Source organism: Amycolatopsis sp. lyj-108, from assembly GCF_046549005.1.
Taxonomy (GTDB): Bacteria; Actinomycetota; Actinomycetes; order Mycobacteriales; family Pseudonocardiaceae; genus Amycolatopsis.
In genome coordinates, this window is sequence record NZ_JAJPWQ010000002.1 from 343704 (window position 1) to 364970 (window position 21267).

Genomic DNA, 21267 nt, shown 5'->3' on the forward strand with positions numbered 1-21267 from the left:
GTGACTGACTGGACCATCGCCGGAACCCTCACCGTCGTCCCCGCCCTCTCCCGTCCGGACCTGCTCGCCGAGCCCGTCGCCAAGGCACTCGTCGCCCTTTCCGATCCGGACGCCGTCGGCGTCGTCGAGATCGACGCGGACCTTGCCGACACCGCCGCCTTCTGCGAGGCGTACGGCTCACCGCTCTCCGCGTCCGCGAACTGCGTCGTCGTCGCCGGCAAACGCGCCGGCGAGGTCCGCTTCGCCGCCGCGATGATCCTCGCGACCACCCGCGCCGACGTGAACGGCGTCATCAAGCGCCGCCTCGACGTCCGCAAGGCCTCCTTCGCCCCGATGGACGAGGCCGTCTCGCTCACCGGCATGGAATACGGCGGCATCACGCCGGTCGGCCTGCCGGAGGGCTGGCCGATCCTGATCGACCAGCGCGTCGCGGACGAACCCGAACTGGTCATCGGCAGCGGTGTCCGCGGCGGCAAGCTGCTGATCTCGGGCTCGACCCTCGCGTCCCTGCCCGGTGCCGAAGTGATCGACGGTCTCGCGCGTCCCGTCGAGTGAGACTGTCCACTAAGGACTTCTCGCTGGCTTCGGCGTTCGAGGCCGAGTTCCTCGAGATCGACGCCGCGTTGCTCGCCGGCCTCGGTGAGAACCGCGCCCGCGTCCTCGCCGCGCTGTCCGACCGCCCCGTCTACGGCGTGAACACCGGGATGGGGCGGCTCGCGGGAGTCGCTTCGCCCGCATCGAGCGCACACCAGCGGAATCTGCTGATCGGCCGGGCCGTCGGCGGTCCGCCGTGGCTCTCGGCCGCCGAAGTGCGCTGGCTTCTGCTGGTGCGCCTGCGGGATCTGCTCGCGTCCGAGGCCGGCGCGAGCCCGGAGCTGGTGACGTTCCTCGTCGACCGGCTGAACGAGGGGTTCACGCCCGCCGTGCCGAGGACGGGCTTGGGCAGCGCCGGCGAGATCATCCCGCTGGCGCATGCCTTCCAGACCTTTCTCGGCGTCGGGACCGTGCTGGTGGACGGCGTCGAGACGCCCGCGTCGGAGGTGCTGGCGAAGCCGTACGAGCCGGGTCTCAAGGAAGGCGCGACCCTCATCCAGGGCTCGCCACTGACCGAGACTCTCGCGGCGTTCGCGCGGACCGAAGTCCAGCAGGTGGTGGACTTCCAGACGCTGGCCGCCGCGATCGCGATCGACGTTCTCGGTGCGCCACAAGCGATCTATCGCCCTGCGCTGGCGGGAGACGACCGTGTGCTGGAGTCGGTGCTGTACGAGATCGGTGGCTTGCTCGACGGTTCCACCGTGCGCCCGGAAGTCGTCCAGGCGGCGATCTCGGTGCGCGTCGCGCCGCGGGCGATCGCCCACCTGACGCGGGTGAACGACGAGCTGGGTGCTGTCCTGCGGCGTTCGATGCCGACCGATTCGCCGTCCTTCCTCGACGGCGAATTCGTGTCCACGACGGGATTCCACGCCGTCGAACTCGGGCTGCGGATGGACGCGGTCACGGCGGCGCTCGTGCATCTCGGCGAAGTGAGCGTGCAGCGGACGCACCGGTTGCTCGACGAGCGATTCAGCGGGCTGCCCGCGCAACTCGCGATGGACCCGGGACCGCAGGCGGGGCTCGTGCCGTTGCACAAACGCGCGGTGGGGGAACTGCACGCGTTGCGGCGGCTGGCCACACCCGCGACGTTGGGTTCCGTCGACACTTCCGGTGGGCAGGAGGACGTGCAGGCGTTCGCCTGGGCGGCGGGGAACCAGCTGCGTGACGCTTGTGCGCGGATGTTCGCCATCACGGCCTGCGAACTGATCACGGGTTCACAGGCGCGATTCCTGGCAGCCGGGGATGGTTCGCCCTCGCTTCGTGTCGCTTACGAGTGGCTCCGGGAACTGGTGCCGCCGGTTGAGGTGGACCGGTCATTGGGGCCGGAGGTGACGGCTTTGGTTTCGGTGCTCAGGTCCGGGCATCCGCGCGGGACTGGATGGCCAGCCCGCGCGGAGTCACCCAGCGAGTGACGAGCGCGAAAACGCCCTCGCACACCAAAGCCAGGATGACGACCGCGATGCCGCCCGCCAGGATCTCGCCGTGGCCCGGATCGCCGAGCGCGAAACCGTCCACAATGTACCGGCCGAGGCCGCCGCCGTCGTTGACGATCGCGCCGATCGCGACGGTCGCCACCAGTTGCAAGAACGCGACGCGGGCACCCGCGAGGATGACCGGCGACGCGAGCGGCAACTCCAGGCGCAGCATGATCTGCCACTCGCGGTAACCGGTTCCGCGCGCCGCGTCGACGGTTTCCTGCTCCAGCTGCAGGACTCCCGCGTAGGTGTTCGTGAACAACGGCGGCAGCGCCAAGGCCACCAGCGCGAGCATCAGCGGCCAGAACGTCGTGTCGACCTCCAGCCGGGAAGCCAGGAACCAGAACAGGATCACCAGCCCGAAGCTGGGAATCGCGCGGCCGATGTTCACCGCGCTCGTCGCGAGGAACTGTGCGCGGCGGTAATGCGCCAGCCACAACGCGGGCGGGATCGTCAGCACCGCCGAGATCGCCAGTGCCACCAAGGAGAACTGGAGATGCTCGACCGTCCGGTACGGCACACCCGCCGGATCGGTCCAGCTCCAGCGATTCGGTTCACCCAGCCACTCGATGGCCTGGTCGATGATGCTCATCGCGCCGCCTTCCGCGACCACGGCGCGAGCGCGCGCCCACCGAGCCACAGCAGCAGATCCACCACCACGGCCAGTACCACGGAAAGCCCGACGCCGACGATGATCGACGTCGGATTCGGCGTCGCGGTCTGGATCCCGTTACGGATGAAGTACCCGAGACCGCCCTTGCCGAGCATGGAAGTCACCGTCACCAGCCCGATAGTGGTCACCGCCGCGACCCGCAGCCCCGCGATCACCACCGGCAGCGCGAGCGGCAGTTCGACCTGCCACAGCAATCGCGAACGCGTGAAACCCATGCCTATGGCGGCTTCCCGGACTTCCTTGGGCACTTGTTCGACGCCGGTGACGATGTTGCGGATGAGGATCAGCAACGTGTACGTCGCCAAGGGGATGACCGCGGTGGTGAAGGACGTCAGGCCGGTGAAGGGCACCAGTACGGCGAAGGCGCCGAGACTCGGGATGACGTACAACGAACCCGCCACGCTCAGCGCGAAGACGTAGAACCACCGGCGACGCAGCGAAACCACGGAAACACCGATCGACACCACCAGCCCGATGGCGAGCGCCGTCGCGGTCAACGTGATGTGCTCGCCGAGCCGTTCGAAGATCTCGTCGAGATGGCGGTCCACCCACCGCCACTCGAAGAGTGGCCGCCCGCCTTGGGCGGGAACGGGGAACACGGAAGAGGCTCGCACCGGCCGACCTTACCCCGATCGGGTCGCCTGATTCCGTTCTCTGGGAGCGTACGGGGCGCAACTCTCAAAATGTGGATTCTGTCGTGACCCGGAGATACTGTCCATTCCTCTGAACGAGTCATAGGAGTGTGCACGTGCGCTGGACACGGAATGTTCGAGTGGGCGCGGTGCTCGCCGCCGCCGTCCTCGGTATGACCGCCTGTGGGGGTGGCGACGACGCGGCGGCCCCAGCCGCGCAGAGCAAGGGCGGAGCGCCGATCGTGGTCGCCTCCTTCAACTTCACCGACAGCGTGATCCTCGCCGAGCTGTACGCGAACGCGCTGGAGGCCAAGGGCTATCCGATCACCCGCAAGCTGAACCTCGCTTCGCGCGAGCTGATCTACCCGGCGCTGAAATCCGGTGAGCTCCAGTTCATCCCGGAGTACCAGGGTGCCGCCATCAGCACTGGATTCGGCAAGGAAGCCGCGAAGGACGCGCAGGGCGAACACGAGCAGCTCAAGAAGTTGTTCGAGCCCGACGACATCGCCCTGCTGGAGCAGTCACCGGCGGAGAACAAGAACACCTACATCGTGAAGGCCGATCTCGCCAAGGAGAAGGGACTGGCGAAGATCAGCGATCTGGCCAAGATCGACAACGTCGTCGTCGCCGGCGCGCCCGAGTGCGCGGAGCGGCTCCCCTGCTTCAAAGGCTTCACCGACGTCTACAAGCTGAAGGCCACCTTCCAGACGGTGCAGGAGGCGGGCCCGCGCGTCGAGCAGCTGCGGTCCGGCAAGGTCACCGTCATCCCGGTCGACTCGGTGAGCCCGCTCGTCGGCGACCCGCAGTTCGTGGCGCTGGAGGACGACCTCGCCATCGTGCCGACCGAGAACGTCGTACCCGCGGTGAAGAAGAAGGTCCTCGACGAGCGCGGCGCCGACTTCGCGGCCGCCGTCAACGCCGTGAGCAAGGCCCTCGACACCGTGCAGCTGCGTGAGCTGAACAAGCGCGTCGACGCGGACGGCGAGAAGCCGGGAGACGTCGCGAAGGAGTGGCTGAAGGAGAAGTCCCTCATCTGAGGCTCTTCCTCGCGAGTGCCATGAAAGGTCCTTTCCTTGCAAATTTTGCAAGGAAAGGACCTTTCATGGCGTTCGGGGCAGGGGGCGCCCGCTCCGGCTGCGGACAGCGGTGGAATCGTGGACGCTGTCGTTGCAACACGGGTGAAAGGGAGTGGGATGGGAAAGGTCACGGCCATCGCGGAGCGCACCATCGAGGCGCCGGCGGACAAGGTCAGGGCGCTCGTCGCGGACTACACCGAAACCCGGCCGAAGCTGCTGACGGAGCACTACCGCGATTACGAGGTCACCGAAGGTGGAGTCGGCGCGGGCACGAAGGCGAGCTGGAAGCTTCAGGCGACGTCGAAGCGTGTGCGTGACGTCGCCGCGACGGTGACCGAGCCGTCCGAAGGCACCCTCGTCGAGACCGACGCGAACTCCAGCATGGTCACCACGTGGACCGTCCGCGAGGTGCCGGAGGGCAGTCTCGTCCGCATCGAGACGACCTGGGACGGCGCGGGCGGCATCGGCGGCTTCTTCGAGAAGACCTTCGCGCCCGGTGGGCTCAAGCGGATCTACGAGGGAGTGCTCGGCAAACTCGCCGAGGTCGTGTAGCGCTCGCCACAATCGGAATGGTCGCCCCGGTTAGCTCGTTGTACCGGTCGTGAATACGGGGCGATCGCCCCGCTTGAGGTTCGCAACAGACTTGGAGTTACCCCGTGAACGCAACCGAGATCCGGCTCGCCTCCCGTCCGCACGGTGTCCCGACGCTCGAGAACTTCGAGATCGCCGACGTCGAAATCCCGACTCCGGGCGAGGGTCAGATCCTGGTCCGCAACCAGGTGCTGAGCGTGGATCCGTACATGCGCGGCCGGATGAGCAGCGCGAAGTCCTACGCCGAGCCGTACGAGGTCGGCAAGGTCATGCACGGCGGCGCCGTCGGTGAAGTGCTCGAGTCCACCGTGGACGACTTCCAGCCGGGCGACATCGTGCTGCACGGCCTCGGCTGGCGCTCCCACGCCGTCGTCGCCGCGAAGCACGCGGTGAAGGTCGACCCCGAGGCCGCGCCGATCAGCGCGTACCTCGGCGTCCTCGGCATGACCGGGCTCACCGCGTACGCCGGGCTGCTCGACGTCGCGGAGTTCAAGGAGGGCGACACCGTCTTCGTGTCCGGCGCGGCGGGCGCGGTCGGTTCCGTCGTCGGCCAGCTGGCGAAGCTGAAGGGCGCGAAGCGGGTCATCGGCAGCGCGGGCACCGACGAGAAGGTCAAGTGGCTGACCGACGAACTGGGCTTCGACGCGGCGTTCAACTACAAGGACGCCCCGGTCGCCGAGCAGCTGCGCGCGGCGGCGCCCGAAGGCATCGACGTGTACTTCGACAACGTCGGCGGCGAGCACCTCGAAGCGGCCATCGACTCGATCAACCTGCACGGCCGGATGGCGATCTGCGGGATGATCTCGGTCTACAACAACACCGAACCGGCCGCCGCACCGCGCAATCTCGCCTCGATCATCGCGAAGCGGTTCACCATGCGCGGCATGCTGGTCGGCGACCACTACGCGCTGCAGCCGCGGTTCGTGAAGGAGGTCGCGCCGCTGGTCGCCTCCGGTGAGCTCAAGTACTCGGAGACCATTGTGGACGGTATCCGCAACGCGCCGCAGGCGTTCCTGGACCTGCTGGGCGGAGCGAACACCGGCAAGATGCTGGTCCGCGTCTGAGGCTCACTCAAGTGCTATGAAAGGTCCTTTCCTTGCAAAATTTGCAAGGAAAGGACCTTTCATAGCACGCGCGGGGGTTCAGTACTGAGTGGTCAGCGCGCCGTGCGTCAAGGCGGCGTCCAGCGCCTCCGCCGTCATGTCCAGCTTCATCTGGTCCCGGAAGATCTGGCCGGCGGTCGGCAGGCTGGACCGCTCCGGCCAGGTTTCCGGCTTCCACAGCGAGGACCGCAGGAAAGCCTTGGCGCAGTGCATGTACAGCTCTTCGACCTCGACCAGGATCGCCAGCGCGGGCCGTTTCCCCTTGACCACGAGGTCGTCGAAGAACGGCGCGTCCGCGACCAGTTTCGCGCGGCCGTTGATCCGCAGCGTCTCGTTCATCCCCGGGATCAGGAACAGCAGCCCGGCGTGCGGGTTTTCGAGGATGTTGGTCTGGCTGTCGAGCAGCTTGTTGCCGGGCCGGTCCGCCAGCACCAGCGTCTTGTCGTCGAGCACCTTCACGGAACCGGCCGGGTCGCCGCGCGGGGAGACGTCACAGGTCCCGTCGGCCGACGCGGTCGCCAGCAGGTAGAACGGCGAGTGTTCGATCAGCGTGCGCGCGTGCTGGTCGAGGAAGGGGATGATCTTCCCCTTGGTGCGCTCGGCCGGGTGACCGAGGTGTTCACGGAGCGCTTCGCGCGTCTCGATCACTTTGATCTCTGAGGTCCCCATGACCTTAGTGAACCATCAGAAGACGACAGTCCGGTTCCCGTGCACCAGCACGCGGCCCTCGAGGTGCCACCGCAGCCCGCGCGCCAGCGTCACCTTCTCGATGTCGCGGCCCTTGCGGACCATGTCCTCGACCGAGTCGCCGTGGTCGACGCGGATGACGTCCTGGTCGACGATCGGGCCCGCGTCGAGGTCGGCGGTGACGTAGTGGCAGGTCGCGCCGATGAGCTTCACGCCACGCGCGTGGGCCTGGTGGTACGGCCGCGCGCCGACGAACGACGGCAGGAAGCTGTGGTGGATGTTGAGCGCCCGCCCGGCCCACGCTTCGCACAGTTCCGCGGGCAGGACCTGCATGAACCGGGCGAGGACGACGGCGTGCGGGTCGTGTTCGTCGACCAGTTTCCGCACCTCGGCGAAGGCGGACGCCTTGGCAGTAGCGTCACCGGCGGGGAACGGCACGTGGTGGAACGGGATGCCGTGGGCGCGGGTGATGTCGCCCAGCGACGCGTGGTTGCCGATGACCGCGGCGACGTCGACGTCCAGTTCCCCGGAAGCGACCCGGCCGAGGAGGTCGTAGAGGCAGTGCCCGGCCTTGGAGACGAGGATCACCACGCGGCGGCGCTCGCCGGTGTCGCTGACCTGCCAGCTGGACTCGGCCGAAAGCGACGTCGCGACCTCGGCGAAGCGGGTGCGCAGTTCGGTGGCGTCGAACGGCAGCGAGTCGGCGCGGACGACCTGGCGGGTGAAGAACCAGCCGGTGTCCGGGTCCGTGTGGTACGCCGCTTCGACGATCCAACCGCCGTGTTCGGCGAGGAAACCCGAGATCCGGGCGATGATGCCCGTGCGGTCGGGGCAGCCGAAGGAGATCACATAGCGACGTTCAGGGTTCGACACACACACCATTGTCGCTGGTCCCGGCCGCCGCGCGGCGCCGGGTCAGTATGCGCACGCGGACCCGCCGCCCGACCTCGATCGCCGCGACCAGCAGCAGGCCGAGCGCGAAAGAGAGCAGAAGTCCCTTCTCCGGCTCGTCCGCGAAGGCCGCTCCGCCGACGAGACCGATAAGGACGCTGTACACCGCCCAGATGCTCGCGCCGAGGGCGTCGAGCGGGACGAACTTGCCCGGCGGATACCCGAGGCTGCCGTTGGCGAGCCCGCTCGCGACACGGCCGCCGGGCAGGTAGCGGGCGGCGAGGATCAGCAGGACGGCGTTGCGTCGCACCTGGATCTTCGCCCATTCGTAGCGCCGGACCCCGTCCGGTCCGCGTTGCAGGCGGGCGAGCGCTCGCGGGCCCGCGGCCGCGCCGAGGGTGTAGCCGAGACAGTCGCCCAGCCAGGCCCCGAGCGCGGCGACCAGCGCGAGCAGCGCCAGCTGGGGAAGATCCGTGCCGATCAGGACGGCGACGGTGATGACGGTGGTCTCGCTCGGCATGAACGGCAGGAGCGCGTCCAACCCGGACACGAGGAACACGATCACCCACAGCCAGGGCGATCCCAGCGTGCCCTCGAGCAGCTCGGTGACGTACTCCAGCAGTTCCACGGTTCCATCGTGATCACCGCAGGTCGCTTTGGGGTGACGGAGCGGGGTTCGGCCGATGAATTCCTAGTCGGGCGCCACTGACGACCACGGCACGGTGAGTTCACCCAGCCGCCACCGTGACGGCCTGTTCAGCACCGGCCAGCCCCGGGCGGTGAGCAGGTGCACGGCGTGCGCCCAGCGGGCACGGACGCCGAAGTTCTGATGCGGCGCCGCCGTCGCCCAGCAAGTGTCCAGAGTGGACAGTAGTTCGTGGACGCGTTCACCGGGGACGTTGCGGTGGATGAGGATCTTGGGCAGTCGTTCGGCCACTGTGGACGGACGTTCCAGGCTGGCGAGGTGGACGGAAAGGGTCAGGGTGCGTGGCCCGTCGGAGCCGACCGCGACCCAGGTGCTCAGCCGTCCGATCTCGTCGCAGGTGCCGTCGACGAGCAGTCCGCCCGGCGTCATCGCGTCCAGCATCAGCGACCAGGCGCCCGGGACCTCCGCTTCGTCGTACTGCCGCAGCACGTTGAACGCGCGCACCAGCACCGGCCGCGTCCCGGCGAGTTCGAAGCCGCCGCGCCGGAAGTCCAGCCACGGCCGGTCGACGGCGGATTGCGCGACGGCGACCCGTTCGGCGTCCAGCTCCAGGCCCAGCACCCGGACGTCGCGCCGGACCGTGCGCAGCCACCGCGCCATCTCGACCGTGGTCACCGGTGAGGCGCCGTAGCCGAGGTCCACGACGAGCGGTTCGTCCGCGCGGCGCAGCAGCCGTGTCACACCGGGGTCGCTCGCGAACCAGCGGTCGACGCGGCGGAGCCGGTTGGGATTGGTCGTGCCCCGTGTCGGTGCCCCGACCGGTTTCAGCGCTCGGCCAGCCACTTCGCGACGAATTCGGCCTCGCGTTCCAGCAGTTTGGTGACCTGTTCGGCGATCACGCCTTCCAGCTTCCCGCCGACGAACGGGATCCGCACCTTGACCTCGCCGCTGTTGACCAGCGTCGCCTGCTCGCCTTCGCCGGTCAGCGACGTCTTCGCGGTGATCTCGCCCGGCACGCCGGAGACCGACGCCGTCGCGGTGCCGGTGTAGCCGGCTCCGGCGGCCTTCCAGGTCTGCTCGCGCTCGACGACCAGATCGCCCCGGTGCAGCGTCCGCACGGCCGAGGGGAGCTTGTCCGAGCTGATGCCCTGACGCAGCTTGTAGCGCACGCCGTCGCCGGCCGGGACGAACTCCAGCAGCTCCGCGTCGTCGCCGCCGATCTGCTCCAGCCTTGCCCGCAGCGCCGCCTCGCCGGCGACCGCGTCGAACGTGGTCGCGACGTCGGCGGAGAACGTTGAGCGGTGCTCGATACGGGAGGCCATGGCGCCAGACAGTACCGTTCACGGGCGTGAGCACTGCCGAAACTCCCACCCAGCACGCCGCCCTCGCCGACCACACCACCCTGCGGCTCGGCGGTCCGGCGCGGCGATATGCCGAGGCGAAGACCGTGCAGGCCCTGGTCGAGGCGGTCCGCGAAGCCGACGAAGCGGGTGAACCGGTCCTGCTCCTCGGCGGCGGTTCGAACCTCGTCGTCGCCGACGACGGCTTCGACGGCGCGGTACTGAAGGTCGGCAACACCGGCTGGACACGTGACGGAGATCTCGTCGAGGTCGCGGCGGGCCAGAACTGGGACGGTTTCGTCGAGGGGCTGGTCGCCGAGGGCATCGGCGGGCTCGAATGCCTCTCCGGCATCCCCGGTTCGGTCGGCGCGACGCCGATCCAGAACGTCGGCGCGTACGGCTGCGAAGTGGCTGAGTCGCTGGTCTCGGTCGACCTCTACGACCGCGCCACCCGCGAGATCCGCACGCTGACCGCCGAGGAACTCGGCTTCGGCTACCGCACGTCGATCCTGAAGGGGACTGACGCTGGCGTAGTACTCACAGTGCGCTTCAAGGTCAGCGAAGACGGCCTCTCGGCCCCCATCCGCTACGCCGAACTCGCCCGCACGCTCGGCGTCGAGATCGGTGACCGGGTCCCGACGGCCGAAGCGCGCGAAGCGGTCCTCGGCCTGCGTCGCGGCAAGGGCATGGTCCTGGACGCCGACGACCACGACACGTGGAGCGCGGGCTCGTTCTTCACCAACCCGATCATCGGGGAGGCACGGCTGGCGAAGGTGCTGGCGGGGATCGTGGACGTCGTCGGCGAGGACGTGCGCGTGCCGCAGTACCCGGCACCCGGCGGCACGAAGCTGTCCGCCGCGTGGCTGATCGAGCGGGCCGGATTCGGGAAGGGCCACGAGGGGCCCGGCGGCCGGGTTTCGCTGTCGACGAAGCACACGCTCGCGCTCACGAACCGGGGCAAGGCCTCGACAGAGGACCTTCTCGCTCTGGCGCGCGAGGTGCGCGACGGCGTCGAAGCTCGCTTCGGTGTTTCGCTGCACCCCGAACCCCTGCTCATCAACTGCTCGCTCTGACCCCCGCAATTCGTCATCTGCTTGCGGTCCCTTGCATGCGCAAAGATCGCAAGCAGATGACGAATTGCGGGTGGGTGAACAACCTCGCGCCGCTCCCGTGCGTCTATCCCCATGAGCGGGGCGGGTGAGTTCCGTCGCCGCGGGTAACGTCGGAGAGGTCCTCAGCGCTGAGCGGGTAGAAGCTCGCGGGGGCCAGTGGGAGGTAGACGGTGATCGAACGGCGCACGGTGTTCAAGGCCGCGCTCGCCGCGGGGGCGGCCATGCTGGCCGCGGCCTGCTCCAGCGAAGAAGGCGGCAACGCCAAGCCGGAAGGCAGCGGTGGCGAAGAACAGAACGCCGCCCCGGTCGCGAAGATCACCGCCGAACCCGCCGCCGACGCCAAGGACGCCTCCGTGGTGACCCCGGTCGTGGTCAAGGTCGCCGACGGGAAGCTCACCGAGGTCAAGGTCAGCGCGGACGGTGGCAAGGACGTCAAGGGTGAACTTTCCCCCGACGGGCTCACCTGGACCAGCGCCGAAGTCCTCGGCTACGGCAAGACGTACACGTACGCCGCGAAGGCCACCGGCAGCGACAACAAGCCCGCCGAGTTCAAGGGCTCGTTCACCACGGTCAAGCCCGCCAAGGAGATTCGCGCCACGCTGAACCCGACCGACGACGCCGAAGTCGGCGTCGCGATGCCGATCAGCGTGAAGTTCGCGTCCCCGGTCAAGGACAAGGCGGCCGCCGAAAAGGCGCTCAAGGTGAAGACCGACAAGGACGTCGAGGGCTCCTGGGGCTGGCTTTCGGACACGCAGGTCGACTGGCGGCCCAAGGAGTACTGGCCCGCCAACATCAAGGTCAGCGTCGAGGCGAAGCTCTACGGCGTCGCGCTCGGCGGTGGCGCGTACGGCAAGGCCGACGTGACTACCGACTTCAAGATCGGCCGCAACCAGGTCGTCAAGATCAACACCCCGGACAAGGTGATGAAGGTCTACCGGGGCGGGTCCGAATCGGCGAGCTACCCGTGTTCGAACGGGCTCGACTCCGACGTCCAGCGCAACACCCCCAACGGCACGTTCATCGTGATGACGAAGGAGCCGACGGCGCGGTTCGACAACGCGCGTTACGGCTACACCAACGTCAACAAGAAGTGGGCCTGCCGGATCTCGAACAACGGCGAGTACATCCACGAGAACCAGGACAACGCGGCGAACATCGGCAAGGCCAACACCTCGCACGGCTGCGTGAACCTGCTCGACTCGGACGCGAAGAAGTACTTCGACACCGCGATGATCGGCGACCCGGTGGAGATCACCGGGTCGAAACTGGGCAGCCCGATGAAATCGGACGTCAAGAACTGGTTCTACGACTGGAAGTCGTGGAAGGCACTGTCCGCGATCAAGTAGGTGGGAGAGGGCGGCGGCGACCACCCGGCCGACCTCCTAAAGTGCGGGGCATGAAGACCGAGGTAGTCGGCTACGGCGGGACCCGCATCGGCTTGTGGGTCGAAGGCGCCGAGAACACCCGTCCGATCGTGTTCGTGCACGGCTGGGCCCAGTCCGCCAAGGCATGGGCGCCGCAGATGGCGGATCCCGCCCTCAGCGAGCGGTTCCGCCTGGTCGCGATGGATCTGCGCGGTCACGGTGACTCCGAAGTGCCCTCCGCCGGCTACGACGACCCGCGCGTCTGGGCGGAGGATCTCGCCTCCGTCCTCGACTTCGCCGGTGACGACGCGATCGTCGTCGGCTGGTCCTACGGCGGGCTCGTGATCACCGACTACCTCCGCGTGCACGGCTCGGCGCGGCTCGCGGGCGTCGTTTTTGTGGGCGCTATCACAGAAATCGGCAAGAACCGGCCCGGCGGCAAGGTCGGCCCCGCGATGCGCGAGGCCATCCCGGCGGTGCTTTCGGACGATCCGTCGGTCGCGATTCCCGCGTTGGTGCAGTTCAGCGGGCAGATGACCGCCACGCCGGTATCCGGCACGCTCACCCAGTCGCTGCTCGGCGCCAGCCTTTCGACTCCGCCCGCGGTGCGCTCCGCGCTGTTCCGGCGCGACGTCGGGAGCGAGGACGTACTTCGCGATCTGGACAAACCGGCACTTATCGTCCATGGTCTCGCGGACGCTGTGATCGATCCGACGTCGGCGGAATACACGGCCGGGAAGATTCAGGGGGCCGTCGTGCGTTGGCTACCTGAGGTGGGGCATCTGCCGTTCGCCGAAGCGGTGGACGAGTTCGGTGAACTGCTGCGCGGGTTCGCCGATCAGTAGGACTTCGGGAGTGTTGACCAGGTGACGATCCCTCTGCACGGGTTCGACGCCGCGCCAAGGCGCGTCGCGGTGCTGTCTTTGCACACCTCTCCACTGGAGCAGCCGGGCACCGGCGACGCCGGGGGGATGAACGTCTACGTGAGCCAGACGGCCACCGAGATGGCCCGCCGCGGCGTCGAGGTCGAGGTGTTCACGCGCGCGACGTCCTCGGATCAGCCGCCGGTCGCCGAACTGGCACCCGGCGTGCTGGTGCGGCACATCCCGGCCGGACCGTTCGAGCCGCTGGGCCGCGACGAGCTGACCGCGCAGCTGTGCGCGTTCACCGCCGGGGTGCTGCGGGCCGAGGCGTTCCACGAGCCGGGCTACTACGACCTCATCCATTCGCACTACTGGCTTTCCGGCCAGGCGGGCTGGCTCGCCCGCGACCGCTGGGGAGTGCCGCTGGTGCACACCGCGCATACGCTGGCCAAGGTCAAGAACGCCGCACTGGCCGAGGGAGACACCCCTGAGCCGCGCACCCGCGTGATCGGCGAGGAGCAGGTCGTCGAGGAGGCGGACTGCCTGGTCGCGAACACCCGCGTCGAGGCCCGTGAGCTGATCGAGCTGTACGACGCCGACCCGCGTTCCGTGCACGCCATCCCGCCCGGCGTCGACCTCGACCGGTTCACCCCCGGTTCCCGCCCGGCCGCGCGCCGGGCGCTGGGGCTGCCGCAGGACGCGATCGTGCTGGCCTTCGCCGGCCGGATCCAGCCCTTGAAGGCGCCGGACGTCCTCCTGCTGGCCGCGGCGGAAATGCTGCGCGAGCGGCCGGAGCTGGCGTCGCGGCTGGTGGTGCTGATCGTCGGCGGCCCGTCCGGGACCGGGCTGGAGCAGCCGCAGGCCCTGCGCGAGCTGGCCGTCTCCCTCGGGATCGAGGAGCAGACCCGGTTCATGCCGCCGCAGCCCGGCCGCTCGCTGGTCAACGTCTACCGCGCGGCCGACATCGTCGCCGTGCCGAGTTACAACGAGTCGTTCGGGCTGGTCGCGCTCGAGGCGCAGGCCTGCGGGACGCCGGTGATCGCGGCCGAGGTCGGCGGGCTGCCGGTCGCCGTGCCGCACGGTGTCTCCGGGCTGCTCGTGCCATCGCACGATCCGAAGGACTGGGCGCGCGCGCTCGCGAACGTCGCGCTGCGGCCCGGCTGGCGTGCGGAACTTTCGGCCAACGCCGTCGTCCACGCGCGGCGTTTCTCCTGGCGCCGTACGACGGACCGGCTGCTGGACACGTACGCTCAGGCGACCGGCGCGTTCCGGCGTGCCCTCGAACAGCGCGCGGAGGTGGCGGTTTGACGCTCGACGAGACCTTGCGGTCCTCTTTGGACAACGCGGGCCTGGAATACGACAGGCGCGGCGAGGGAAAGTACTTCGTCACGTTGCCCGGCACCAAGAAACTTCAGACGAACTGCTGGCTGGTCGCCGGGGATCACGCCTTCGCCGTCGAAGCCTTCGTCTGCCGCCGCCCCGATGAGTCCCATGAGGACGTTTACCGTTTTCTGTTGCGCCGCAACGCGAAGCTGTACGGCGTGCACTACACGGTGGACGCGATGGGCGACATCTACCTGGTCGGCCGATTCGGACTGGACACGGTCACCGAGTCCGAACTGGACAAGATCCTCGGGCAGGTGCTGGAGGCCGCCGACGGCGACTTCAACACCTTGCTGGAACTCGGCTTCGCCGAATCGATCAAACGCGAATGGGATTGGCGGGTTTCCCGCGGCGAGTCCCTGGCGAACCTGCAGGCGTTCAAACATCTCGTCGAGCCTTCGAACGGGCACGAACCCGGAGCCTTGACCGACTCGTGACCCGAATGGTGCAACGGGTCTGAGCCCGGCTCCGTCTCTCTCCGCAGCACTGGAGGGAGAAGGACGGATGCGCAAGCGATTGAGATGGGTGGCCGCGGCAGGCATCGTGCTGGCGCTCGCGGGCTGCTCGGCGAACGATTCCGGCGGCAGCAGCGAGTCCGCGGCGATGCCGATGTCGGCCGACACCAAGCAGGCGGCGCCGAATCAGGGCTCGCCGAACAAGGAAAGCAGCGACAGCGCCGGCAAGGCGGGTTCGGGCAAGGACCCGGCGCCGGTGGGGCAGCCGGGGATCACCGACCGCAAACTGGTGCGGACGGCGAGCCTGGAGCTCACCGCGCCGAACGTCGCCGACGTGATTTCGCAGGTCCGCGTCATCACGCAGGGCGCCGCCGGCTACACCGGGCAGGAGAGCACCCAGGAGAAGCGGGCGACGGTCAACGTCGTCGTGCCCTCCGAACGCCTCGACGGCGTGCTGGACCAGCTGGCGAAGCTGGGCAAGCAGGTGAGACGCGAGATCACCGCGACGGACGTGACCGAGCAGATGGTCGACATCGAATCGCGGCTGGCCACCCAGCGGGCGAGCGTCGAGCGCGTCCGCGCGCTGCTCGCGAAGGCGACCTCGATTTCGGAGATCGCCTCGGTGGAGAGCGAGCTGACGAGCCGCGAGGCCGAACTCGAGTCGCTCCAGAAGCGGCGGGAGAGCCTGGCCGGAAGTGTCGCCATGTCGACGATCTCGCTGCAGGTGAAGGCGGAGGCCGTCGTGGCGGAGGAGGAGTCGCGCAGCGGGTTCTTCGGCGGCCTGACGAACGGCTGGGACGCGTTCCTGACCTTCGGTGGCGGCCTGCTGACCGTGCTCGGCGCGATGGCCCCGTTCGTGCTGGTCTTCGGTGTCCCCGCGGCCGCGCTGGTGTGGTGGCTGCGCAAGCGGCGTCGTCCGGCGGAGCCCGCGATGGCGACCGCTTCGGATCTGCCGTCCGCGCCCCCGCTGGACTGAAGGTGAACAGGGCGCCGAGGCGGTGTCCTGTGAGTATCGCCTGGCGTGCTGACCTGCGGAACGGGAGCGGGGGACCTTTGGTATCGCGGGCGGGTGTGTGGATATAGGGACGTTGAGTGTCCCTATATCCACACACCTCTCACTCGCTGTCAGGACCGTCGCTGACTGTGTGGATTTTGGTGCGTTGGATGACCAGAAATCCACACGGTCACCGGGGGAGAGAGCAAACATGACTTGCAGGACACGGCCTGGGCCGTGGGTACCCAAGACACCCGTGGCCAGAACCGTCACCGCCACGCACGAGGGTCCCTGAAGGTGAACAGGCGGGACGGCTCGAGGGAGGGGGGAGTCGCGATCTCGAGCCGCCCCGCTGAAGTTCCCGCCAAGGTGGACCCGGTGACGAGGGGGATGCCAACGGGGCCGGCGGGCGCCGCGACTCGGCAGGGGGGAGACGAGTCGCGGTCGTCACCCGCGTCGAACCGGGGAGTGCGTGGAATCCGGCCGCGCGGGACTTAGTCAACCTGTCAGATCTCCACCTGTAATCACAAGACTACCGGTTACTCCGTTCGAGTGAACTTCGAAATCAGGGATAACGGAGTGCAGCCTGTTTTTCGGAGATCGGGACTTGTTGGCACTCCGTCTTCTGGACGGGTGAAGGTGTTACTCGCGGGTAACGCACTCTCCGTAGAAGAAAGGGCAATTCCGGCCCTCTGACCGGCGCTTCCACTCACTCTGGCAGGCTGGGGCGCATGGCTGAGCTTGGGACTCTGGTGCTGCTGCGTCACGGGCAGAGCACGTGGAACGCCGAAAACCTGTTCACCGGCTGGGTGGACGTGCCGCTGTCGGAACAGGGCGAGCAGGAGGCGCGCAAGGGCGGGCAGCTGCTCGCGGAGTCCGGTCTGCTGCCGGACGTCGTGCACACCTCGCTGATGCGCCGGGCGATCTCGACCGCCAATCTGGCGCTCGACGCCGCCGACCGGCACTGGATCCCGGTGAAGCGCGACTGGCGCCTCAACGAGCGGCACTACGGCGCGCTGCAGGGCAAGAACAAGAAGCAGACCCTGGACGAGTTCGGCGAGGAGCAGTTCATGCTCTGGCGCCGCTCCTACGACACCCCGCCGCCCCCGATCGACCCGGCCGACGAGTTCAGCCAGGTCGGCGACGCGCGCTACGTCGACCTCGGCGACACCGCCCCGCTGACCGAGTGCCTCAAGGACGTCGTCGCGCGGCTGCTGCCGTACTGGGAGTCCGCGATCGTGCCGGATCTGCGCGCCGGCAAGACCGTGCTGGTCGCCGCGCACGGCAACTCGCTGCGGGCACTGGTGAAGCACCTCGACGGCATCTCCGACGACGCGATCGCCGGGCTCAACATCCCGACCGGCATCCCGCTGCGCTACGACCTGACGGACGACCTCAAGCCGGTCACCGCCGGCGGGACGTACCTGGACCCGGAGGCCGCCAAGAAGGCCGCGGCCGCCGTGGCGAACCAGGGCCGCTGACCGCACGCAATTCGGCACCTGGTTGCGATAGTTCGAAGTTCGAACCATCGCAACCAGGTGCCGAATTGCGTCAGGGGAGGCTCGCGACCAGTTCGATCCCGGCCGCCTTCCAGCCTTCGGGCAGCCGCTGGAGACGCAGGACGATCGGCAGGTGCTTCTTCGTCGCCTGCCCGGTGACGTCAGTGACGTCGGTCGTGGCGTGGAGCAGCACGCTCGCCTTGTCGTCCACGACCTCCATGACCGCGGCGGCCGGATTCGGCACCAGCGACGACTTCGCGCCCGCGGCCCGGATCTTGCCGACCCCCGTCGCCTTGTCCTGCCGGAACTGGGTCAGCAACTGCCCGGTCGACACGGACTCGTAGCGGGCGTACGTGCCTTCGGGATCGGCCGGATCAACGCTCAGCAGGGCTTGCGCGGCACGCAGGGCGCCGTCGCGGGCGGAATCCCGGACCCGCGCGAGCACCCGGTCACCAGCGCCCGGTTTCTCCGTCGCGGCCGGCGATCCGGCCGGGTTCACCTTGATCTCGCCGATCCGCCAGCGGTCGCCTTCGCGCACGGTCGCGAGCAGCACCGACGCGATGCCTTTGTTCGTGGTGCCCGCCCTGGTGCTGCTCTGGTCGAGCACGGTCAGGACCTGCGCCTTGTCCGGCGTCTGCTCGACCGCGGCCGAGACGATCACCCTGGTCACCAGCTTGATCGGCTCCGCAGACTTCCGGACCTCGGCGAACAGTTTCGCCATTTCGTCGCGTGCACCCGGCGTCAGGTTGTCGGCGATCGCCTTCTCGTAGGCGGGCACGGCCGTGCTGTCGTAGGAGAACACCGCTTCGGTCGCCGTCTTGACCGCTGTCAGCACCGACGCCGTCCGCGCCGGATCGACCAGCGCGAGGTTCGAGGGCGGGGTTTCCGGTTCGGGCCGGGCGGCGCCGGAGACCGTGGTGGTGCAGCCCGCGAGCGCGAGCAGTACGGCGAGGCCCGCCCAGCGCCTCACAGGAGGCCGAGCTCCCGCGCCCGCGCGTCGACCTGGAGCCGCGAGGTCACACCGAGTGCGACCAGCAGTTCCGAGACGCGCCGCTGATAGGTGCGCACGCCCATGCCGAGGCTCTTCGCGGCTTTGTCGTCCTTGCAGCCGGTGGTCAGGAACTCGAGGATCTGCGGTGCCTCCATCCGGATGTCGGCGAACCGCGCGTCGAACGTCTCCAGGGTCGCGGCCGCCTGCCAGGCGGTTTCGAACAGCGACAGGATGCCCTGCACCAGCTCCGGACGCGAGATGACGCTGTACGAGCGCACCGCCTTGCCCTCGTCGCCGGCCATGATCGCGACGCGTTCGTCGAGCAGGATCGTCTCGTTGATCTCCTCGGTGCCGATCCGGATCTGCGCGCCGAGGCCGGACAGCCGGTGCAGATGCTGCGCGGTCTGCTCGTTCAACAGGACGCCGGGCCGGTACAGCTTGCGGATCCGCTTGTCGCGGACCAGCCGTTCGCCCTGCCGCGTGAGCGACGGCCGGGAAAGTGCCCAGGTGTAGAGGTCATCGGCCGCGCACGCGATGTCGGTCGCCGCGACGAACAGATGAGCCGTCCGGTCGAACAGCTCTTCTTCTCCGCGAATCAGGGAGATGTCACTGACGAGTTCCACGGCGACAGTCTTCCAACATTCCCCGGCGACCGTGACGGGAACGTCGCTATTCGCCGGTGAGTGGGCAGAACCCGGTCCGGATAGTCACGACGAAAGTCGGGATCCGGGCACGAGCCGCCGCCGGGGTCCCCGTTTCGGGTGACTCGCCTCACCCAGGAGGTCTCGGTGCGGGGTCGGTCACGTGAACGGGGCCTGACCTGCAGGCGAACAGGGTGCCCCCAGGTGTCATAGGCATCACGAGTACGCGGCCGGGACTAGGCCAAAAGACTACCCACGCGCTTACGATTCCCCTGTGACCACGCCTGTTGCACTCGCCCTGGCCGTCGGCGGACTGATCGTCGGTGTGGTTTTCGGTTTCCTGATCGCGAGGAGCCGCACCCGCCGCGAGGAACGGCGCCCGGCCGGGCCCACCGTGGCCGAGCTGCTCGAACGCCTCGTGCGGTCCAGCAACAACGGCGTCGTCGTGCTCAACAAGTTCGGCGACATGGTCCTGCACAACCCGCGTGCCTACGAGCTGGGACTGGTGAAGGTCAACCAGGCCGATCCGCGGGCCCGCAAGGCCGCCGAGCAGGTGGTCGAGACCGACGAACCGATGGAGATCGACCTTTCCCCGCTGGAGGCGAGGGGCCGTCAGCCCGAGGCCGTCCTCGGTGAGGTCCGCCCGCTCGGCGACGGGTTCACCGTGGTCGAGGCCGTCGATCACTCCGAGGCGGCCCGTCTCGAAGCCGTCCGGCGTGACTTCGTCGCGAACGTCAGCCATGAACTGAAGACGCCGGTGGGCGCGATCGCGCTGCTCACCGAGGCCATCCTCGACGCCGCGGAGGACACCGAGGAGGTCCGCCGCTTCGGCGGCAAGATCCTCCGCGAATCGACGCGGCTCGGCCAGCTCGTCACCGAGCTGATCGCGCTGTCGCGGCTGCAGGGCGCCGAGCGGCTGCCCGATCTGAACGTGGTCGAGGTCGACGCCGTGGTCCGCGAGGCACTCGGCCGGACGACGCTTTCGGCGGAATCCGCCGAGATCACCATCACCACCGACGCGGCCAGCGGGCTGCTCATCGAGGGTGACCGGACGCTGATGGTGACCGCGCTGTCGAACCTGCTGGAGAACGCCGTCGCGTACTCACAGCCGGGCAGCCCGGTGTCGATCAGCAGGCGGCTGGTCGACGGCAAGGTCGAGATCGCGGTCACCGACCGCGGCATCGGCATCGCCGAAGACGAACAGCAGCGTGTCTTCGAGCGGTTCTACCGTGCGGACAAGGCGAGGTCGCGGGCGACCGGCGGCACCGGGCTGGGCCTGGCGATCGTCAAGCACGTGGCCGCCAACCACGGCGGTTCGGTCGGACTCTGGAGCCGTCCCGGCACCGGATCGACCTTCACCCTGCGGATCCCCGCGCACATCCCCGCCGAGCCGGCCGCGGCCGTGAAACAGGCTCCGCCGGCATCCCGGCCGGAGAAGACCCCCGAGCGGACACCCCGTCTCGTGGCAACAGGGCAAGAAAGCCCCGACCATGGAGGAAACCTGTGACGAGGGTTCTCATCGTCGAGGACGAAGAGTCGTTCGCCGATCCGCTCGCGTTCTTGCTCCGCAAAGAGGGCTTCACCGCCGCCGTCGCCGTGACGGGGCAGCAGGCGCTCGAGGAGTTCGACCGGAACGGCGCCGACATCGTCCTACTCGACCTCATGCTCCCAGGTATGAGCGGCACCGACGTCTGCAAGCAGCTCAGGCAGCGTTCCGCGGTGCCGGTGATCATGGTGACCGCACGCGACAGCGAGATCGACAAGGTCGTCGGCCTGGAACTCGGCGCCGACGACTACGTCACCAAGCCGTACTCGGCCCGTGAGCTCATCGCGCGGGTCCGCGCGGTGCTGCGACGCGGCGGCGAGCCGGGCTCCGAAGGCGATCTGGCACCGCTCGTGCTGGCCGCCGGGCCGGTGCGCATGGACGTCGAACGGCACGTCGTGACCGTCGACGGCGAGGAGGTCTCCTTGCCGCTGAAGGAGTTCGACCTGCTCGAGTACCTGCTGCGCAACGTGGGCCGCGTGCTCACCCGCGGGCAGCTGATCGACCGGGTGTGGGGCGCGGACTACGTCGGCGACACCAAGACGCTCGACGTCCACGTGAAGCGGCTGCGGTCGAAGATCGAACCGGACCCGGGATCGCCCCGGCACCTGGTCACGGTGCGTGGCCTCGGCTACAAGTTCGAGACGTGACAGGCCGGTACCCGCCTCCTGCGATACAGATCACGGTTACGGTTTCGTGACCTGACGTGGGGGC

General features: G+C 68.6%; 23 protein-coding genes. 14 read left to right on the plus strand and 9 right to left on the minus strand.

Annotation, left to right across the window (positions count from 1 at the left end):
• Positions 1-555, plus strand: a complete 555-nt coding sequence (locus ACLJO0_RS07885) for a YbaK/EbsC family protein (protein WP_410577242.1) — start codon at positions 1-3, stop codon at positions 553-555.
• Complete coding sequence (locus tag ACLJO0_RS07890) at positions 552-2006, plus strand: aromatic amino acid lyase (protein ID WP_410577244.1); 1455 nt, start codon at positions 552-554, stop codon at positions 2004-2006. Before ACLJO0_RS07885 ends, ACLJO0_RS07890 begins: the two co-directional genes overlap by 4 nt.
• Here the strand turns inward: ACLJO0_RS07890 and ACLJO0_RS07895 are convergent.
• Both ACLJO0_RS07895 and ACLJO0_RS07900 read right to left on the minus strand, forming a co-directional pair.
• Complete coding sequence (locus ACLJO0_RS07895; protein WP_410577246.1) at positions 1945-2661, minus strand: ABC transporter permease; 717 nt, start codon at positions 2659-2661, stop codon at positions 1945-1947. The two genes, ACLJO0_RS07890 and ACLJO0_RS07895, sit on opposite strands and share 62 nt — an antisense overlap.
• Positions 2658-3341, minus strand: a complete 684-nt coding sequence (locus tag ACLJO0_RS07900; RefSeq protein WP_410578198.1) for an ABC transporter permease — start codon at positions 3339-3341, stop codon at positions 2658-2660. The genes ACLJO0_RS07895 and ACLJO0_RS07900 overlap by 4 nt, the downstream gene beginning before the upstream one ends.
• Positions 3342-3514: 173 nt before the next feature.
• Between ACLJO0_RS07900 and ACLJO0_RS07905 the strand changes: the two genes are divergently transcribed.
• The 3 genes from ACLJO0_RS07905 to ACLJO0_RS07915 all read left to right on the plus strand — a co-directional run bounded on the left by ACLJO0_RS07905 (position 3515) and on the right by ACLJO0_RS07915 (position 6105).
• Entirely contained in the window at positions 3515-4411 is an 897-nt protein-coding gene (locus ACLJO0_RS07905; protein WP_410578200.1) for an ABC transporter substrate-binding protein, read from the plus strand.
• Positions 4412-4567: 156 nt separating this feature from the next.
• A complete protein-coding gene (locus tag ACLJO0_RS07910; protein ID WP_125788649.1) occupies positions 4568-5002 on the plus strand; it encodes an SRPBCC family protein in 435 nt (144 codons plus the stop codon).
• A 104-nt stretch (positions 5003-5106) separates the two neighbouring features.
• Positions 5107-6105, plus strand: a complete 999-nt coding sequence (locus tag ACLJO0_RS07915) for an NADP-dependent oxidoreductase (RefSeq protein WP_396554758.1) — start codon at positions 5107-5109, stop codon at positions 6103-6105.
• Positions 6106-6183: 78 nt separating this feature from the next.
• On the opposite strand, the gene ACLJO0_RS07920 is transcribed toward ACLJO0_RS07915, so the two are convergent.
• The 5 genes from ACLJO0_RS07920 to ACLJO0_RS07940 form a co-directional block, all read right to left on the minus strand.
• On the minus strand, positions 6184-6813 hold the full coding sequence (locus tag ACLJO0_RS07920; protein WP_410577249.1) for a pyridoxamine 5'-phosphate oxidase family protein: 630 nt from the start codon (positions 6811-6813) through the stop codon (positions 6184-6186).
• A 15-nt stretch (positions 6814-6828) separates the two neighbouring features.
• Positions 6829-7713: a formyltetrahydrofolate deformylase gene (purU, locus tag ACLJO0_RS07925; protein WP_410577251.1), complete on the minus strand. Its 885-nt coding sequence runs from the start codon at positions 7711-7713 to the stop codon at positions 6829-6831.
• Positions 7691-8350 carry a DedA family protein gene (locus ACLJO0_RS07930; RefSeq protein ID WP_410577253.1) on the minus strand — a complete coding sequence of 220 codons (660 nt, stop codon included), beginning with the start codon at positions 8348-8350 and terminating at the stop codon, positions 7691-7693. Before ACLJO0_RS07930 ends, purU begins: the two co-directional genes overlap by 23 nt.
• A 63-nt stretch (positions 8351-8413) precedes the next feature.
• Entirely contained in the window at positions 8414-9211 is a 798-nt protein-coding gene (locus ACLJO0_RS07935) for a class I SAM-dependent methyltransferase (protein WP_410577254.1), read from the minus strand.
• Complete coding sequence (locus ACLJO0_RS07940; protein WP_125790242.1) at positions 9193-9690, minus strand: DUF2505 domain-containing protein; 498 nt, start codon at positions 9688-9690, stop codon at positions 9193-9195. The genes ACLJO0_RS07935 and ACLJO0_RS07940 overlap by 19 nt, the downstream gene beginning before the upstream one ends.
• A gap of 26 nt (positions 9691-9716) precedes the next feature.
• Between ACLJO0_RS07940 and ACLJO0_RS07945 the strand changes: the two genes are divergently transcribed.
• From ACLJO0_RS07945 to ACLJO0_RS07975, 7 genes are all read left to right on the plus strand, one after another.
• On the plus strand, positions 9717-10781 hold the full coding sequence (locus ACLJO0_RS07945; protein WP_410577256.1) for a UDP-N-acetylmuramate dehydrogenase: 1065 nt from the start codon (positions 9717-9719) through the stop codon (positions 10779-10781).
• A gap of 209 nt (positions 10782-10990) precedes the next feature.
• On the plus strand, positions 10991-12166 hold the full coding sequence (locus ACLJO0_RS07950; RefSeq protein ID WP_410577258.1) for a L,D-transpeptidase: 1176 nt from the start codon (positions 10991-10993) through the stop codon (positions 12164-12166).
• A gap of 50 nt (positions 12167-12216) precedes the next feature.
• Positions 12217-13029 carry an alpha/beta fold hydrolase gene (locus ACLJO0_RS07955; protein ID WP_410577260.1) on the plus strand — a complete coding sequence of 271 codons (813 nt, stop codon included), beginning with the start codon at positions 12217-12219 and terminating at the stop codon, positions 13027-13029.
• 21 nt (positions 13030-13050) lie between these two features.
• The gene (gene mshA, locus ACLJO0_RS07960; protein WP_410577262.1) at positions 13051-14355 is read left to right on the plus strand and encodes a D-inositol-3-phosphate glycosyltransferase; all 1305 of its coding nucleotides are present in this window, start codon (positions 13051-13053) and stop codon (positions 14353-14355) included.
• The gene (locus ACLJO0_RS07965) at positions 14352-14867 is read left to right on the plus strand and encodes a YbjN domain-containing protein (RefSeq protein WP_125790238.1); all 516 of its coding nucleotides are present in this window, start codon (positions 14352-14354) and stop codon (positions 14865-14867) included. Before mshA ends, ACLJO0_RS07965 begins: the two co-directional genes overlap by 4 nt.
• Before the next feature lie 67 nt (positions 14868-14934).
• Entirely contained in the window at positions 14935-15861 is a 927-nt protein-coding gene (locus tag ACLJO0_RS07970) for a DUF4349 domain-containing protein (RefSeq protein WP_410577264.1), read from the plus strand.
• A 749-nt stretch (positions 15862-16610) separates the two neighbouring features.
• On the plus strand, positions 16611-17360 hold the full coding sequence (locus tag ACLJO0_RS07975) for a phosphoglyceromutase (protein ID WP_410577266.1): 750 nt from the start codon (positions 16611-16613) through the stop codon (positions 17358-17360).
• Positions 17361-17430: 70 nt separating this feature from the next.
• On the opposite strand, the gene ACLJO0_RS07980 is transcribed toward ACLJO0_RS07975, so the two are convergent.
• On the minus strand, positions 17431-18348 hold the full coding sequence (locus tag ACLJO0_RS07980; protein ID WP_410577268.1) for a hypothetical protein: 918 nt from the start codon (positions 18346-18348) through the stop codon (positions 17431-17433).
• On the minus strand, positions 18345-18992 hold the full coding sequence (locus ACLJO0_RS07985; protein WP_125790234.1) for a DNA-binding response regulator: 648 nt from the start codon (positions 18990-18992) through the stop codon (positions 18345-18347). Before ACLJO0_RS07985 ends, ACLJO0_RS07980 begins: the two co-directional genes overlap by 4 nt.
• 292 nt (positions 18993-19284) lie before the next feature.
• Here ACLJO0_RS07985 and ACLJO0_RS07990 point away from each other — a divergent pair, with 292 nt between their 5' ends.
• Both ACLJO0_RS07990 and ACLJO0_RS07995 read left to right on the plus strand, forming a co-directional pair.
• The gene (locus ACLJO0_RS07990; RefSeq protein ID WP_396557140.1) at positions 19285-20517 is read left to right on the plus strand and encodes a sensor histidine kinase; all 1233 of its coding nucleotides are present in this window, start codon (positions 19285-19287) and stop codon (positions 20515-20517) included.
• Positions 20514-21203, plus strand: a complete 690-nt coding sequence (locus tag ACLJO0_RS07995) for a response regulator transcription factor (protein WP_125788664.1) — start codon at positions 20514-20516, stop codon at positions 21201-21203. Before ACLJO0_RS07990 ends, ACLJO0_RS07995 begins: the two co-directional genes overlap by 4 nt.
• Positions 21204-21267: the final 64 nt, after the last annotated feature.

Excerpts from the sequence above, each read along its gene's own strand:
- ACLJO0_RS07895 (WP_410577246.1), bottom strand. The coding sequence starts at position 2,661 with ATGAGCATCATCGACCAGGCCATCGAGTGGCTGGGTGAACCGAATCGC.
- ACLJO0_RS07910 (WP_125788649.1), top strand. The coding sequence starts at position 4,568 with ATGGGAAAGGTCACGGCCATCGCGGAGCGCACCATCGAGGCGCCGGCG.
- ACLJO0_RS07920 (WP_410577249.1), bottom strand. The coding sequence starts at position 6,813 with ATGGGGACCTCAGAGATCAAAGTGATCGAGACGCGCGAAGCGCTCCGT.
- purU (WP_410577251.1), bottom strand. The coding sequence starts at position 7,713 with ATGGTGTGTGTGTCGAACCCTGAACGTCGCTATGTGATCTCCTTCGGC.
- ACLJO0_RS07940 (WP_125790242.1), bottom strand. The coding sequence starts at position 9,690 with ATGGCCTCCCGTATCGAGCACCGCTCAACGTTCTCCGCCGACGTCGCG.
- ACLJO0_RS07955 (WP_410577260.1), top strand. The coding sequence starts at position 12,217 with ATGAAGACCGAGGTAGTCGGCTACGGCGGGACCCGCATCGGCTTGTGG.
- ACLJO0_RS07970 (WP_410577264.1), top strand. The coding sequence starts at position 14,935 with ATGCGCAAGCGATTGAGATGGGTGGCCGCGGCAGGCATCGTGCTGGCG.
- ACLJO0_RS07975 (WP_410577266.1), top strand. The coding sequence starts at position 16,611 with ATGGCTGAGCTTGGGACTCTGGTGCTGCTGCGTCACGGGCAGAGCACG.